We start from the raw sequence: 14,126 nt of genomic DNA, 5'->3' as shown, positions 1-14,126 counted from the left end.
ATTCCACGGGACGTGGCTGCTCAATGCGGGCTGGCCGTCGGGCGGATGATGATTTCGCTGACATCGACGTCGTCAGGCTGGCTGATGGCATAGAGGATCGCATTGGCGACGGCTTTCGGGCTGATGGTGATCGCCCTGAAAGCCTTCATGGCGTCCCGCGCCGTCGTGTCGGTGATCGTGTCGGCAAGCTCGGATGTCGTCGTGCCGGGCGAGATGACGGTCACGCGGATACGGTCGGTCTCCTGCCGTAGCCCGTCCGAAATCGCCCGCACGGCAAATTTCGTTGCGCAATAGACGGCCGCGGTCGGCGAGACGCTGTGGCCGCCGATCGAAGACAGGTTGATGATCTGCCCCGATCCCTGTGCCTTCATGATCGGAAGCGCTGCCGCTATGCCGTAGAGGACACCCTTGATGTTGACGTCGACCATCCGGTCCCACTCGTCGACCTTGAGCGCGTCGAGCGGCGACAGCGGCATGACGCCGGCATTGTTGATGATGACATCGAGCCGGCCGAATTCGGCCTTGGCGAAGCCTGCAAAGGCTTCCACCTGGACACGGTCGGTGACGTCGAGCTTGCGCAGACGCACCGTTCCACCCCCGGCTTCGATTTCGCCGGCGAGCGCCTCCAGGCGGTCGCTGCGGCGCGCGCCGATCACGACTCGCGCGCCGGCGGCGGCCAGCACTTTTGCCGTGGCCTCTCCAATGCCGCTGCTGGCTCCGGTGATGGCAATGACTTTTCCTTCGATATCAGACATTTCAAACTCCATGAGCAGATTGAGGATTTTCGTGATGGTCAACTCGGAAAATCGGCGCTGAGAGTCGTCTTCGCCCACGCATCGAAATTGGCGCGCAGCGTGTCGAGCCGATCGCGGGCGATCTTCAGGGAAGCTGCCCCGAGCAGCAGACGCAGCGGCGGTTCGCCCGCCTCGAAGGCCGATATGATTGCGCTTGCCGCGCGCGCGGGATCGCCCGGCTGCTTGCCGGAGATTGAGCGGGTGGCCTGGCGCCGCTTGCCCGCGGTCTCGGCATAGTCTTCGATGATCGTGCTGGATTCGACCATCGACCGGCCGGCCCAATCCGTGCGGAAGCCGGCGGGCTCCAGGATCGTCACACGAATGCCAAGCGGCCCGACCTCATGGGCCAGCGATTCCGACAGGGCTTCGACCGCGAATTTCGTGGCGTGGTAGTAGCCGGTCGCGGCGAAGGCGACGAGCCCGCCGAGCGACGAGACGTTGAAGATATGCCCCTGCCGGCGTGAGCGCATGCGGGGCAGAACCTGTTTGGTCACGGCGATCAACCCGAAGACATTGGTCTCGAATTGGGCGCGGATCTCGGCATCCTCGCCCTCTTCGATCGCCGAGAGATAGCCGTAGCCGGCATTATTGGCGAGAACATCGATGGCGCCGAAATGCGCCTCGGCGGCGTGGACCGCAGCGGCGATGGAGCGGCCGTCGGTTAGGTCGAGGGCGAGGGCCAGCGCCCGCTTCCCATGCGCTGCTGTGAGATCGCTGAGCGTATCGGGTCTGCGCGCCGTAACGGCAGCGCGCCACCCGCGCGCCAGGACCGCTTCGGCGAGTGCCCGGCCGAGGCCGGATGATGCGCCGGTGATGAACCAGATGGGTGTGGTGGAAGACATGGTCGTCATCCTTTCCGGCCGTCCTATGCGGCCCTTTCCTGTGCGCGAGCGGTCATTTGCGGCGAAGCACCATGCCGCCGTGATGGAGCGTATTGTCGTCGACGAAATCGCCGTCGGCGGTGAAGCCCGTATCGTCCCAGTATTCAATGTGCGTTCCGGTGACTTCGTAGCGTCCGCGATAGGCGCTCTCCCGGCTTCCGCGGGCCTCGTCGTAACGATTGTCGGGCAGGAGTCCGTGTCGGACGCGGCCGTCGTCGGTGACCCACATTCCGACATAGGGATGCTGCTGCATGGTGTTCTCGCTTGGCTGTTGGAACTTGGTTTTTCGCACGTTCGGGGCGTCGGCCGACCACGCCGGCGTCGCGGTGCCGGTCAGAATGATGGCGGTGAAGAGATGCAGAACTGGGCTGCTGTAAAACTTTCGCATCGCGCCTCCTTTCGAGCGGGGAGCGCTTGGGGCTAGGCCATGCCTTGACCTCGACAGGAAGATAATCTTGGCGAGCCGCGCGATTAAGTTGCCAATGCCGGATGGCTTGGTTAACATTGCTAACCAATGGCCGATGATCTCGAAGGCATTTCAGTCTTTCTCGCCGTAGCGGAGGCCCGGAATTTCCGGCTCGCCGGCGAGCGTCTGGGCGTGACCCGCTCCGCCGTCAGCCAGGCCTTGCAGCGTCTTGAGGACCGGCTTGGTGCGCCCCTGGTTCAGCGCACGACGCGCAGCGTCAGCCTGACCGAGGCCGGCGAAGTCTTCCTTGAGGTGGTTCGTCCCTCGATGCGCCAGGTCAGGGATGCGATGCAGACGGTGCGCGACATGCAGGCGCGCCCGAGCGGCCTGCTGCGGATCACCGTTTCCTCCATCGCCGAGCGCTTCCTATCCGGGACTTTGCTCGCCGGCTTTATGCAGGCCTGCCCGGGCATCAAGCTCGATATCACCATCACCGATGACGAATTCGACATCGTCGAAGCCGGCTTCGACGCTGGTGTGAGACTGGGCGAGGTGATCGAGCAGGATATGATCGCGATTTCGGTTTCGTCTCCACAGAGACAATGCGCCGCCGCATCGCCAAGCTATCTCGAGCGTCACGGTTCGCCTCGCCATCCCCGCGACCTGGAGAACCACGCCTGCATCGGATGGCGGCCGCGCCCGGATACCGCGCCCTATCGCTGGGAGTTCACGGAGAACGACCGCGACTTCGACGTCGCCGTCGATCCCGTGGTCACGACCAATGACATGGGAATGATGATCCGCATCGCCTGCGCTGGGGCCGGAATCACCTTCGGCATGGTGGAAACTTTCGAGCCCTATATCGATCGCGGCGAACTCGTGCCGCTGCTGGTGGAGTTCTGCCCGCCATTTCCGGGCTTCTATCTCTATTATCCCAGGCGCCAGAGGCAGCCAGTGAAACTGCGCGCGCTGGTCGACTATGTGCGCCGGTCGGCCGGTAATTAGGCCTAATCAAGTGCCGTGCCGCTGGCATGGTTGCTGCCGGCATGTGGTTTTGGTATTCCCGAGCACCTAGTCGATGGCCGAGCGGGCGACGTCATGCTGGCCCCTCCGGTCGCCGTTCTGAACATCCGCTGGCGGAGAAAATATGCTCGACGACGTCTTTCCCATTCCGACCAGGGCATTGATCCGCCAGGGTGGGCGAGCCTGCTTCCATCGCCTCGTCACGACCAGCCCGCTGCTGATCCAGGTCCAGTCTGGAACGAAGATCGTCATGTCGGATGACAAGCCTTTGCGCCTTGAGGCCGGCGATTACGGCCTCTTGCCCGACCACCGGCCGTTGACGATGGAGAACATTCCGAAGGCGCCGCAGAAATATCAGACCCTGGCGCTTCCAATTCCGCGACAGCTTTTCGAGGACGCTTATGATAGGATGGGATCGGTCGCCGTGCCATCACGGCCTCTTCCGGCCAGCACCTCGAGGCTGCCGGAGGAAGCTGCTGCCTTGTTCGAATATTGCAGTCAGCCGGGCAATCTGGCGCGGCTTCCGGGCGCCATCGCCAAGGCCCGTCTGATGGAACTCGTCACCTGGTTCGCGCTCTGCGGGGCGGTGCTCGGCCGATGCGAAAGCCCTCGACTTGAGGACCGGCTGCGGCAGATGATCGAAGCTGATCCGGCCGGCGCCTGGACGCTGGCGAATGCTGCGGGCTTGTTCAACATGAGTGAGGCGACGCTGAGGCGGAGGCTCTCCGCCGAGAATACCGCCTTCAGCGAGGTCTTGAGCGATACCCGGATGAACCGCGCTCTGGCGCTTATCCAGACGACGACATTGCCGATGGCGCAGGTTGCGCTGGAGGTCGGTTACGATTCGCCTTCGCAATTTTCCGCACGCTTCAAGGAGCGGTTTGGCGTCAGCCCGCGTCATGTACGCAGCGGCCCCGAGCACTTTGAGCGGATCGGGGCAGAAATTGAGCAGAGCGGGGCAGATGCGCTGGAGCGGTGACGATAGTTTCCCGGCATCGTCAACCAAGGAGAACAACAATGCGTTTGATCACAGCAGCACTTATGGCCGCCTCCGTCTTCGGCGCCACGGCCGCCCACGCCGAAATGAAGCTCACCTCGAAGGATCTAGCCGCCGGCAAGGCCATGGCCGACGCGCAGGTCTTCAACGGCTTCGGCTGCTCGGGCGGAAACATTTCGCCGGAACTGGCCTGGTCGGGCGCGCCCGAGGGTACCAAGAGCTTCGCCGTCATGGCATACGATCCGGATGCGCCCACAGGCTCCGGCTGGTGGCATTGGTCGGTGTTCAATATCCCCGCAGATATTTCGAAGATTGCCACCGGCGCAAGTGGTGGCAAGAAGCTTCCCGCAGGCGCCGTGGAAGGTCACACCGATTTTGGCACTTCCGGATATGGCGGCGCATGCCCGCCGACCGGCGATAAGCCGCACCGCTACCAGTTCACCGTCTACGCGCTCAAGGTGGACAAGCTTCCGCTTCCGGAGACGGCGCCGGGCGCCATGGTCGGCTTCTATGTCAGGGCCAACACGCTCGACAAGGCCTCGATCGAGGTGACTTACGGCCGCTGAAGCTGGCTCTGGATCCGCAACGTCCTTACACAATCAAGGCCGGCCGTGGTGACTGAACCTCGGCCGGCCTATGCGTGCCTTCCGTCTTCGCCGGCAACGTCACTTGCGGCTCCTCATTAGGCAGGAACATAGGTGAGCTTGATCACATTCTCGTCGATCAGATTATGGCTCACAAGACGAAGCGGCGGTCGGGGCCCGGCGAAATATGGTTTGCCGTGGCCAAGCACGACGGGATGCAGGTAGATGTGATACTCATCAATCAGGCCGAGTCCGGTAAGGCTTTGCGCCAGGTCCGGCCCGGCAACTTCGATCTCTCCGTCACGCTCGGCCTTTAGAGCGCGCATCGCGCCCTCGAGATCATCCCCGACAAGGCTGGCGTTGGGGCCGACCGACGTCAATGACCGCGAGACCACCCATTTCGGCTGCTTCCGCCACGCCGCTGCAAAGGCCTGTTCCTCTGCATTCCACCCGGGATGATCCTCATCCCAATAACGCATGACCTCATACGTCCGGCGGCCGTAGACGCTGCCCGCCTGCCTCCGAGCCTGCTCGACGAAGTGGCGGAAGAGGATGGGGCTTGGCCCGAAGGCCGTGTGGTCGACGTAGCCGTCCAGCGACTGGTTCATCCCGAATACGAGCTTGGCCATGCCAACTTCCCTTTTTGAACGGAGCATCCACGTGCGTTCGGCTGCGCACCGATAGGAAACAGGCTAGATCAACTGATTTTAATTTGCAATTGGTTTTTGGCTATACGATGAAGGCCGGCTACACCGCACCGGATGCTTTCGCCCGCGCCTTTCGGCAAAGGTTCGGTCAATCGCCTTCGTCGTTCCGGAAGTCTCCCGACTGGGAGCCGTGGCTTGCGGCCTTCGGACCTCTCGACAACGCCAGGAGCAAGCTGATGCAGAAGACTTTTACCCCCAACGACATGACGATCCGCAATGTGCCGCCCACGCCGGTGGCGATCATGCAGCATCGGGGTGACCCGGCGATGCTCGCCGCCACCATCCAGCGGTTCATCGCCTGGCGCAAGGCCGCCGGTCTGCACCCCAGGACAAGTCCGACCTTCAACGTCTGGCGTTCAGAACGGCGCCCTGCTGAGCCTGCCGATTATAGCGTCGACCTCTGCGTGGGGACCAGCCGGCCGATCGAGGCGGGCGAAGGGATCAAAGCCGGCGAGATCCCCGGCGGGCGCTGCGCGGTGCTGCGCGTCCTCGGCAATACCGATAATCTGGAGGCCGGCACTCTACCTTTATCGCGACTGGCTTCCGGCGAGCGGCGAGCAAGCACGCGATTTCCCGATCTATTGCCAGCGGCTAAGCTTCTTCCCGGAGGTGCCGGAGCATGAGGCGGTGGCGGAGCTGTTTCTGCCGCTGAAATAGCGGTCTCGGAGGGCGGCTTCTGCCCTCATTCCCATTCGATCGTGCCGGGCGGCTTCGATGTGACGTCGTAGACCACGCGGTTGATGCCGCGCACCTCGTTGATGATGCGGGTGGCGGCGCGGCCGAGGAATTCCATGTCGTAGTGGTAGAAATCCGCCGTCATGCCGTCGACTGACGTGACCGCGCGCAATGCGCAGACGAATTCGTAGGTGCGTCCGTCGCCCATGACGCCGACGGTCTGGACGGGCAGCAGCACGGCGAAGGCCTGCCAGATGGCGTCGTAGAGCCCGGCCTTGCGGATTTCGTCGAGATAGATCGCATCGGCTTCGCGCAGGATCTCCAGCTTCTCGCGGGTGATGCCGCCGGGGCAACGGATCGCAAGGCCCGGACCGGGGAAGGGATGGCGGCCGATGAAGCTGTCGGGCAGGCCGAGCTCGCGGCCGAGCGCGCGCACCTCATCCTTGAAGAGTTCGCGCAGCGGCTCGACGAGCTGCATCTTCATGCGCTCCGGCAAGCCGCCGACATTGTGATGCGACTTGATCGTCACCGACGGGCCGCCGGTGAAGGAAACGCTCTCGATGACGTCGGGATAGAGCGTGCCCTGGCCGAGGAAATCGGCGCCGCCGAGCTTCTTCGCCTCTTCCTCGAAGGTCTCGATGAAGAGCCGGCCGATGATCTTACGCTTGGTCTCCGGATCGCTGACGCCTTCGAGCTCGCCGATGAAACGGTCCGACGCATCGACATGCAGGAGGTGCAGATTGTAATGCTCGCGGAACATGGCGACGACATTGGCCGCCTCGTCCTTGCGCATCAGGCCGTGGTCGACGAGGATGCAGGTCAGCTGGTCGCCGACGGCCTCATGGATCAGCAGCGCCGCGACGGAGCTGTCGACGCCGCCCGAAAGCGCGCAGATGACGCGCTTGTCGCCCACCTGCTTGCGGATCTCTTCGACCGCCTTCTGGCGATAGGCCGACATCGACCAGTCACCCTTGATGCCCGCGACATTGTGAATGAAGTTGCCGATCAGCTTGGCGCCGTCGGGCGTATGGACGACCTCCGGATGGAACTGCACGCCGTAATATTTGCGCTTCTCGTCGGCGATGAAGGCGAAGGGCGCATTGGAAGAGGTGGCGACCACCTCGAAACCATCCGGCAGCGCCGTGACGCGGTCGCCATGGCTCATCCACACCTGATGGCGCGAACCGGAGGACCAGAGGCCTTCGAACAGCTGGCAGTCCTTGTCGACGTCGAGGAAGGCGCGGCCGAATTCGCGGTGATGGCCGCTTTCGACCTTGCCGCCGAGCTGCATGCACATCGTCTGCTGACCGTAGCAGATGCCGAAGAGCGGCAGGCCGCTGTCGAAGATGATCTGGGGTGCTCGCGGCGACCCTTCGTCGACCGTCGAAGCCGGACTGCCGGACAGAATCACCGCCTTCGGCTGCAGGCGCTTGAAGCCCTCTTCGGCGGATTGAAAGGGAACGATCTCGCAATAGACGCCGGCCTCGCGCACGCGCCGTGCGATGAGCTGGGTCACCTGGCTGCCGAAATCGACGATGAGAACGGAGTCGGGATGTGCTGTCTGGGTCATGGCGAGGCTTTAAAGAAAAGCGCTTCGCCTGGCAATCCGGGAAATCGGCGGCGTCGAGTTTTTATTGTTCCGATTGTCCCCGCGCGTCGGAGAAGACGCGCGGCGCTGAACTCTAAAACCAGAAAACCCCGTCCTCCAGCGCCGTGAACAGGCTGTCGACGCCGTAGGAGAGCTTGCGATCGACGATATGCAGATATTCTGTCCAGCCGGAGATATGCTGCAGTTCGACCGCACCGTCGGAAATGCCGCGCAGGCCGATCAGCGGCAGCTTGTAGCCCTGACAGGCGCGCAGCACTGCATAAGTCTCCATGTCGACCATGTCGGCGTCGATGTCGCTATAGGCGGCGCCCGAGATGACGTTGCCGCCGGTGGAAAGGCTTGCTTCGGGAATGCCGGGGATGCGCAGCGGCAGCTCGAGCGCCGCGGGCAGGTCGAGAAACGGCGTCCTACCCTTTTCGAAACCGAGCGGCGAAGCGTCCATGTCGCGATAGGAGACCGAGCTCACCTGATAGACTTCGGTCTGCTCCAGTTTCGCCGAACCGGCCGAGCCAAGCGAAACCACGAGATCCGGCAGGTCGTCGGCCGCATCCAGCCGTGCCAGGGTCTTGGTCAGCGCGACCGCCGCCTCGACCGGGCCGACGCCGGTCATCAAGGGTTCGATGCGCGAACGCAGGAAGGAGCCGTATTCGGCCTCCGCCGCCATGACGAAAAGCATGGATTTTCCTGCGACCGACTTCAGCTCGAACTTCATCCTGTGATTCCTTCTCTGCCGCGGATGACCATCATCGTTCCGGTCATGGAGGCGATGAGTTTCGCCGGCCCGTCGCTGATCGCGTAGCCTCGCCCGTCGGCGACGATAATGGTGGAGCCGGGTTTGGTGATTTCGCCGCGAAACAGGAAGCGCTCGCCACGCCCCGGCGACATCAGGTTGACTTTGAACTCGATCGTCAGGATCGAGGCCTCGGGATCGATGAGGCTGTAGGCCGCAAAGCCGCAGGCCGAATCCAGCGCCGCCGAAATGATGCCCGCATGCAGGATGCCGTGCTGCTGTGTCAGTTTGACGTCGAAGGGAAGCTCGATCTCGACGACGCCGTGCTCGACGCGCGTCAGCTCCGCGCCGATCGTCTGCATCGCCGCCTGGCGCGCAAAATTGCGGCGGATTCGCGCGCGGAAATCGCCCCTGTCAGTCTCGCTCATGGCTGCCCCTCTCGAAGCCGGGAAAGTGGCATGACGGGCCGGATTCGACAAGCTGGACCTTGCCGAAATCCGTGCCGATGCCGCCGGAAACCGGAAACCGTGTCGCTGGGGCAACCTTTCGCCGTGCCGTCGCTCCACAAGCCTGCTTCATCAGCACCACCGAAACCGTGCAATGGCGATTGCAGCCTCGCGCGGAGCGCGTATTCTCGCGTCGAACTCGAAATGATGGTGCATCAGCGGCATGACGACGATATCGCAATCGGTGCGGAATTTCGAGAACTGGCTGGCTGGCGAACTCGGCAACGATCTCGTCAAGAAGGATCTGCGGGAGAAGCACAAGAAGATGCGCAGCAACGCGTTCGTCTTCCTGCGCGCCACCTATTGGCGCTGGTGCGAAACCATCCTCGATATCTGCTCGGACCTCGCAGGTGCGCCTGAAGTGCTGGCAGTCGGCGATATGCATCTGGAAAATTTCGGCACCTGGCGCGACGTCGAGGGCCGGCTTGTCTGGGGCGTCAATGATTTCGACGACGCGGCGGTCATGCCTTATGCGCTCGACCTCGTTCGTCTGGCGGCAAGCGCCATCCTGGCGCGCGGCGACAACGGCCCGTCCGTCCGCATGGTCGGCGAACTGATCCTCACCGGCTATCGCAGGGGCCTTGAGAATCCGCTGCCCGTCATCCTCGAGCGCGACTACAAATGGCTCCGCAAGGCATTGGTGCTGCCGAATGCCGAACGCCGGGAATTTTGGGAGAAATACGAGACCCTGCGTCCCGGCGAGAAACCGGCGCCTCCCGCCTATATCAAGGCGCTTACCGGTGCATTGCCATCCGGCTCAGGTCGCTTCGTGGCCAAGCCGCATCGCGCCGGCACCGGCAGTCTCGGTCGGCCACGTTTCGTCGCCTATTGCGAATGGCAGGGCGGGCCGGTTCTGCGCGAGGCGAAGGCGCTGGTGCAGTCGGCCTGGTCGCTTTGCCACGGGCCGCAGCACGGGACGATCCATGCGGACAAGATTGCCGGAGGGCGTATGCGCTCGGCCGATCCTCACTATACCGTCTCCGGGCATATCCTCCTGCGCCGGCTCTCGCCGAACAGCCGCAAGATCGAGATCGACAAGCACCCGGAAATCCTGCTTGCGCCGACGATGCTCGAGCTGATGGGCTTTGAGATCGCCAACTGCCATTCCGACGATCCGACGGCGGCGGTGGCGATCCTGGACGATCTGCGGGTGCGCGGGACCGAATGGCTGCATGAAGCGGCAAGGGCCGCGGCGTCGGCGATCAGTACCGAGCAGAAGGCCTATGCGCGCGTCGGCTGAGAGATCCGAACGATGTGCTGATCCCAGGCGACGGCGCTGCGGGTCGACAGGAAGTCGCCATCATAGGAGGAGACGGCAAAGCCCTCTCTTGCCGGCGCGATGCCCGCGGCATCCGCAATGACCGTCTCGGCCAGCACCTTGCCGGTTTTCGCGTCGATCGTCACCGAGGCGCCGCCTTTCGGGGAGGTGATGCCGACGAGGCCTTCGCTGCGATTGACGGCGATCGCGCCGACGTAGTTGGCAAGCCTGCGCGTCGTCTCTTCCGGCAGCTCGACGAAGGAAAGATCTTCGCCCTTGGCGAAATGACCGACAAGCGGCGGCAGGTCCTTGCGGTGGCCTTCATACTGGCAGGCGAACCAGATGCGGCCGTCGCCGTCGAGGTCGACGTGGCGGGTCGACAGCTGCGACCATTCGGCCGGCAGCACATGTTTTTCGATCAACGCGCCCGTCGCCGCATCGATCAGCACAAGCGATGGCTGCATCGCCCCGAGATTGAGCTTGGTGCGGCCGAAATCCGGATGCGTCTCGATGCCGCCATTGGCAACGATGAGCAGGCGTCCGTCATCGGAAACGGTCATGTCGTGCGGGCCGATGCCGTAGGTCTCGAATTCGCCGATGCGGGTGAAGCGGTCGGTCGCATCGTAGATTCCGATCATGCCGCGGTTGGCGTCGAAATCGTTCTCGCTGGCGTAGAGAATGCGGCCGTCGGGCGAGAAGACGCCGTGGCCGTAGAAATGCCGGTCGTCCCGGGAGCTGATGACGATCGGCTGACCCTTATTCCGCGGATCGAAGATCATCGCATAGGTGCCGGGCCGGCGCGCAAAGGCGACGGTCTTGCCGGTGGCGGCGCTGAAGGCCATGCCGTGAGCCCGGGCGGGAAGCGCCACCTGATCGATGATCTCGCCGCGTTCCGTCACCGTCGCGATGGCAAAGGAGCCGTCGGCGGCGCGAATGCCCGAGGCATAGACGGCGTCCGAGCGCTCCAACGCCATCAGCGACCTTGGCGTCAAGGCCGCAAGGAAGCCGATCCCTGCCGCCTTGACGAAGCTGCGTCGATCGATCGTGGTGCTTCGTATCATCGCTTCAGTCTCCGTCCGAAAAGGAAAAGCCGGCCGACAGGCCGATGGCCGAGCCATATTCGTCGCTTATACTGGTAATCAGCTGGCGGCTGTCGGCAAGCAGCGCATCGAGCTTGGCCTTCTCGGCATCGCTCACGGCGACGTCGATGTCCGGATTGAGCTTCGGCACGCTGTCGAGCAGCGATTTGAAATCCGCGTCGATCGAGGCGGCAACCGACCGCTTGTCTGCCGGCAGAAGCTCGGCCATGCCGGCCTTCTGCCAGAGCGTGCGCAGGCCTTCCAGATTGGCAGCCATCGCTTTCCAGGTGTTCTTCGAACGCCAGTAGATGGCCATGCGCGGGCGCGGCGCGGTGTCCTTGCCCTTGTAGAACTGCTCCAGCCGCTGATCGCGGACATTCTCCGCACCGTGGACGAGAATGCCGAGCAGTGCGGTCACGGCTTCCTTGTTGTCCATGAAATCATTGCTCTGCGGGCCCGGATGTTTCCAGCTCGCCTGCACGCCATCGGGTTTTTCCCAGGCAGCGACGACTTCGCCGGCCTCACGCTGGATATTGCCGGCGACCGCTGCGCCGTAAAGGCAGCGGAAGCCGCCCTTCTGCTTGACGAGGTCCTCCGAGCCGTTGCCGTAGAGCACATATTCCAGCGCTGTCAGGCCCTGCAGCGCCACACTCTTGCCGGCGATCGCATCGACGGTCGCGTCCTTCGGATCGGCCTTGGCGATCAGCGCCTGCACCTGCCTCAAGCCGACACCCTTGCGGTCGGGATAGAACAGGATGTGCTCGAAGAGATTGTCCTGGATAACGGGCCCGGTCTGGACGATCTCGATGATCGACCAGTAGCGGATCGTGTCGTCGAAGGCCGATTTCGCTTTGTCGAGCGTTTGCTGCGTGCCGCCGTCGCAGAGATCCTTCATCGCCGTCGTCAGCCGGGCGGCCGATTGCTGCATGTTGCGATAGCCGGGGCGGATCACCTCGTCGACGGCGCGCTGCAAGACGGCGGGAACGGCATCCTCGTTCAACCCTGCCGGAGGCGCGGCGGTCTGGGCGGCCCCCGATGTGGCGAGGCCGATCAGAGTGAGGCAGAGCAAGGGGTGCCAAAGGCGCATCAAAGTGACTCCAGGAACGTAATCAGGGCCGCCCGGTCGTCTTTAGACAGGGAGGAGAAAGCGTTGCGGGCCTTTTCAGCTTCGCCGCCATGCCAGAGAATCGCCTCGGTGACGTTTCGCGCACGGCCGTCATGCAGGAAAAAGCTGTGTCCGCTGACAGTCCGGGTCAGTCCTATACCCCATAGCGGCGGCGTGCGCCATTCACGTCCACTTGCAAGCCCGACCTGTTGCCCATCAGCAAGGCCGTCGCCCATGTCGTGCAGAAGAAAATCGGAATAGGGCCAGATCAGCTGGAAGGATTGCGCCTCGTCGGGCGTATTCCGGGCGGTGACGAATTTCGGCACATGGCAGGAAATGCAGCCGGTTTCGTAAAAAATCCGCTTTCCCCGCAGCGTGTCGGGAAAGCTCGCCTTGCGCCGCGCCGGCACGGCGAGATTTTCCGAATAGAAAGTCACGAGGTCAAGAACGGGACCCGGGGCTTCTTCTGCACCCAGCCGTTTCTGCACCCCGGTCGGCATCTCAAGGCATTTCTCTTCCGCCTTGGTGCAATCGCCCTGCGCGTCCGGCTGATCGGGCGTCGAGATGCCGACATCGTTGGCGAAAGCATCGGCGCTCTGGTCGCGAACTGTAGCGTTCTGCGCTTTCCAGCCGAACCGGCCGAGCGTGATCTTGCCGCTGCGGTGGTCGCGAACGATCGCCGCCTTGCCCGAAATGCCGTCGCCGTCGGTATCGTCCGGGTCGGCGTGGGCAAGGATGTCAGCCTCGGGAATGGCCTCGATCAGCCCGAGCCCGATCATCGCAGGAGCGACACGCGCCGAGATCGTCGTTGCGGGATCGAGCGGTCCGTAGGCAAGGTTCTTCACCCCGTAAGCAGGCCGGCGCAGCGACACGGTCTCGCCATCACCGAGCGTCACTTTTTCGTCGTGATAGCTGATCGTCATCCGACCTTCGGCAGCAAGGCCCGGAACGGCAAGATCCTGCAACTGATGGCCATAGGCCGGGTCGGGGAAATTGACGACATCCGCCCGTGCTATCGCCTTCTCTTCCACCGGTGTTGCGACGGCACGGGAAAGCCGCAGGACCATCGAGACGGCGCTCGGCCCCCCCTCCGGCGGTTTGCCGCGGCCATCATTGACATGACAGCTCATGCAGGAGCGGGCGTTGAAGAGCGGTCCGAGGCCATCGGAGGCCTGCGTCGACGAGGGAGCGGAAACCCAGAGCTTGCGGAAGAGCGCGTTGCCAAGCCTGAAATTCTGCTCTTCCTCGAAGGGGATATTGGCCGAAATATGCGAGAAGCTGTCTTCGGTGACAGGGTTGATCGAGGTCGTAGCCCCTGCCTGCATCGCTTCATATTGTTCGGCCTTGGAAAAATCCTGGGTCGGCTGCGTGATGTCGGCGACGCGTGCGAGATCGGCCTCGGAAAGGTCGGTGCGTTTCGCCGGCAGGTCGAAGCCGGAGGCGAAAGCGAGGGGCGCTCCCGCAAGGGCGGCGAAGGTGGCGATGCGGAGGGAGAGGCGGAGTTTCGAGAAGAGGCGACCTTTCCGAGCGCCAAGCTCGACGATGCTGGCGCCTGTTTCCCGCTCTACTCCCTCATTCTCTTCCTCGGGTTTAACGCGAGGGATGTCACAGGAATCCAGTGCGCCCAAGTCTTTGGGCGCGGAAGACTCTCCCCTGACCGAGTCATTCACGGCGCCGACACGCCGTGGCTGGATTCCTGTGACATCCGTCGGGCGGAGCCCTGAGGACACAGGAATGAGGGAGGTAATAGACGGCATTTCAGAGTCCGGGCC

At 63.3% G+C, this 14,126-nt stretch carries 14 protein-coding genes and 1 pseudogene; 5 read left to right on the top strand and 10 right to left on the bottom strand.

Features of this window, described 5'->3' with window-relative positions:
• Positions 1-20 precede the first annotated feature (20 nt).
• From HJC00_RS03465 to HJC00_RS03455, 3 genes are read right to left on the bottom strand one after another with little or no spacing between them, the layout of a single operon-like run.
• A complete protein-coding gene (locus HJC00_RS03465; protein WP_210629516.1) occupies positions 21-755 on the bottom strand; it encodes an SDR family oxidoreductase in 735 nt (244 codons plus the stop codon).
• A gap of 38 nt (positions 756-793) precedes the next feature.
• On the bottom strand, positions 794-1,645 hold the full coding sequence (locus HJC00_RS03460; RefSeq protein ID WP_221153582.1) for an oxidoreductase: 852 nt from the start codon (positions 1,643-1,645) through the stop codon (positions 794-796).
• A 43-nt stretch (positions 1,646-1,688) separates the two neighbouring features.
• On the bottom strand, positions 1,689-2,063 hold the full coding sequence (locus HJC00_RS03455; protein WP_221145731.1) for an Atu4866 domain-containing protein: 375 nt from the start codon (positions 2,061-2,063) through the stop codon (positions 1,689-1,691).
• 126 nt (positions 2,064-2,189) lie between these two features.
• On the opposite strand from HJC00_RS03455, the gene HJC00_RS03450 reads away from it, so the two are divergent.
• The 3 genes from HJC00_RS03450 to HJC00_RS03440 all read left to right on the top strand — a co-directional run bounded on the left by HJC00_RS03450 (position 2,190) and on the right by HJC00_RS03440 (position 4,667).
• Complete coding sequence (locus tag HJC00_RS03450; protein WP_210629513.1) at positions 2,190-3,086, top strand: LysR family transcriptional regulator; 897 nt, start codon at positions 2,190-2,192, stop codon at positions 3,084-3,086.
• Between the two features lie 142 nt (positions 3,087-3,228).
• Positions 3,229-4,083 (top strand): helix-turn-helix domain-containing protein, encoded by an 855-nt coding sequence (locus HJC00_RS03445; protein ID WP_221145733.1) that lies wholly within the window; start codon positions 3,229-3,231, stop codon positions 4,081-4,083.
• A gap of 38 nt (positions 4,084-4,121) precedes the next feature.
• Positions 4,122-4,667 (top strand): YbhB/YbcL family Raf kinase inhibitor-like protein, encoded by a 546-nt coding sequence (locus tag HJC00_RS03440; protein ID WP_210629511.1) that lies wholly within the window; start codon positions 4,122-4,124, stop codon positions 4,665-4,667.
• Between the two features lie 116 nt (positions 4,668-4,783).
• Here the strand turns inward: HJC00_RS03440 and HJC00_RS03435 are convergent, their stop codons facing one another.
• On the bottom strand, positions 4,784-5,314 hold the full coding sequence (locus HJC00_RS03435; RefSeq protein WP_221163620.1) for a dihydrofolate reductase family protein: 531 nt from the start codon (positions 5,312-5,314) through the stop codon (positions 4,784-4,786).
• 107 nt (positions 5,315-5,421) lie between these two features.
• Here HJC00_RS03435 and HJC00_RS03430 point away from each other — a divergent pair.
• Positions 5,422-6,049 (top strand): annotated as a pseudogene (locus HJC00_RS03430) (GyrI-like domain-containing protein); the annotation flags it as partial.
• Positions 6,050-6,074: 25 nt separating this feature from the next.
• Here HJC00_RS03430 and guaA read toward each other — a convergent pair.
• The 3 genes from guaA to HJC00_RS03415 all read right to left on the bottom strand — a co-directional run bounded on the left by guaA (position 6,075) and on the right by HJC00_RS03415 (position 8,834).
• A complete protein-coding gene (gene guaA, locus HJC00_RS03425; protein ID WP_210629509.1) occupies positions 6,075-7,637 on the bottom strand; it encodes a glutamine-hydrolyzing GMP synthase in 1,563 nt (520 codons plus the stop codon).
• Positions 7,638-7,749: 112 nt separating this feature from the next.
• Entirely contained in the window at positions 7,750-8,388 is a 639-nt protein-coding gene (locus HJC00_RS03420) for a 5'-methylthioadenosine/S-adenosylhomocysteine nucleosidase (RefSeq protein WP_011423682.1), read from the bottom strand.
• A complete protein-coding gene (locus tag HJC00_RS03415; protein ID WP_064707699.1) occupies positions 8,385-8,834 on the bottom strand; it encodes a PaaI family thioesterase in 450 nt (149 codons plus the stop codon). The genes HJC00_RS03420 and HJC00_RS03415 overlap by 4 nt, the downstream gene beginning before the upstream one ends.
• Before the next feature lie 241 nt (positions 8,835-9,075).
• Between HJC00_RS03415 and HJC00_RS03410 the strand changes: the two genes are divergently transcribed.
• Positions 9,076-10,152, top strand: a complete 1,077-nt coding sequence (locus HJC00_RS03410) for a DUF2252 family protein (RefSeq protein ID WP_221153583.1) — start codon at positions 9,076-9,078, stop codon at positions 10,150-10,152.
• Here the strand turns inward: HJC00_RS03410 and HJC00_RS03405 are convergent.
• From HJC00_RS03405 to HJC00_RS03395, 3 genes are read right to left on the bottom strand one after another with little or no spacing between them, the layout of a single operon-like run.
• Positions 10,134-11,231, bottom strand: a complete 1,098-nt coding sequence (locus HJC00_RS03405; protein WP_221145745.1) for a DUF1513 domain-containing protein — start codon at positions 11,229-11,231, stop codon at positions 10,134-10,136. The two genes, HJC00_RS03410 and HJC00_RS03405, sit on opposite strands and share 19 nt — an antisense overlap.
• A 4-nt stretch (positions 11,232-11,235) precedes the next feature.
• Positions 11,236-12,336 carry an imelysin family protein gene (locus tag HJC00_RS03400; RefSeq protein ID WP_210629506.1) on the bottom strand — a complete coding sequence of 367 codons (1,101 nt, stop codon included), beginning with the start codon at positions 12,334-12,336 and terminating at the stop codon, positions 11,236-11,238.
• Entirely contained in the window at positions 12,336-14,111 is a 1,776-nt protein-coding gene (locus HJC00_RS03395; protein ID WP_259672184.1) for a di-heme oxidoredictase family protein, read from the bottom strand. The genes HJC00_RS03400 and HJC00_RS03395 overlap by 1 nt, the downstream gene beginning before the upstream one ends.
• Between the last annotated feature and the right edge of the window lie 15 nt (positions 14,112-14,126).

The organism is Rhizobium sp. NLR22b (assembly GCF_019685295.1).
GTDB lineage: Bacteria > Pseudomonadota > Alphaproteobacteria > Rhizobiales > Rhizobiaceae > Rhizobium.
Note: the sequence above shows the minus strand (reverse complement) of the source record. Positions and strands in the feature narration are given on the sequence as shown.

Bases quoted from the DNA above. Each gene is read 5' to 3' on its own strand.
- HJC00_RS03400 (WP_210629506.1), bottom strand. From the start codon at position 12,336: ATGCGCCTTTGGCACCCCTTGCTCTGCCTCACTCTGATCGGCCTCGCC.
- HJC00_RS03445 (WP_221145733.1), top strand. From the start codon at position 3,229: ATGCTCGACGACGTCTTTCCCATTCCGACCAGGGCATTGATCCGCCAG.
- guaA (WP_210629509.1), bottom strand. From the start codon at position 7,637: ATGACCCAGACAGCACATCCCGACTCCGTTCTCATCGTCGATTTCGGC.
- HJC00_RS03420 (WP_011423682.1), bottom strand. From the start codon at position 8,388: ATGAAGTTCGAGCTGAAGTCGGTCGCAGGAAAATCCATGCTTTTCGTC.
- HJC00_RS03455 (WP_221145731.1), bottom strand. From the start codon at position 2,063: ATGCGAAAGTTTTACAGCAGCCCAGTTCTGCATCTCTTCACCGCCATC.
- HJC00_RS03410 (WP_221153583.1), top strand. From the start codon at position 9,076: ATGACGACGATATCGCAATCGGTGCGGAATTTCGAGAACTGGCTGGCT.
- HJC00_RS03405 (WP_221145745.1), bottom strand. From the start codon at position 11,231: ATGATACGAAGCACCACGATCGATCGACGCAGCTTCGTCAAGGCGGCA.
- HJC00_RS03395 (WP_259672184.1), bottom strand. From the start codon at position 14,111: ATGCCGTCTATTACCTCCCTCATTCCTGTGTCCTCAGGGCTCCGCCCG.
- HJC00_RS03460 (WP_221153582.1), bottom strand. From the start codon at position 1,645: ATGACGACCATGTCTTCCACCACACCCATCTGGTTCATCACCGGCGCA.
- HJC00_RS03465 (WP_210629516.1), bottom strand. From the start codon at position 755: ATGTCTGATATCGAAGGAAAAGTCATTGCCATCACCGGAGCCAGCAGC.
- HJC00_RS03435 (WP_221163620.1), bottom strand. From the start codon at position 5,314: ATGGCCAAGCTCGTATTCGGGATGAACCAGTCGCTGGACGGCTACGTC.
- HJC00_RS03440 (WP_210629511.1), top strand. From the start codon at position 4,122: ATGCGTTTGATCACAGCAGCACTTATGGCCGCCTCCGTCTTCGGCGCC.
- HJC00_RS03450 (WP_210629513.1), top strand. From the start codon at position 2,190: ATGGCCGATGATCTCGAAGGCATTTCAGTCTTTCTCGCCGTAGCGGAG.
- HJC00_RS03415 (WP_064707699.1), bottom strand. From the start codon at position 8,834: ATGAGCGAGACTGACAGGGGCGATTTCCGCGCGCGAATCCGCCGCAAT.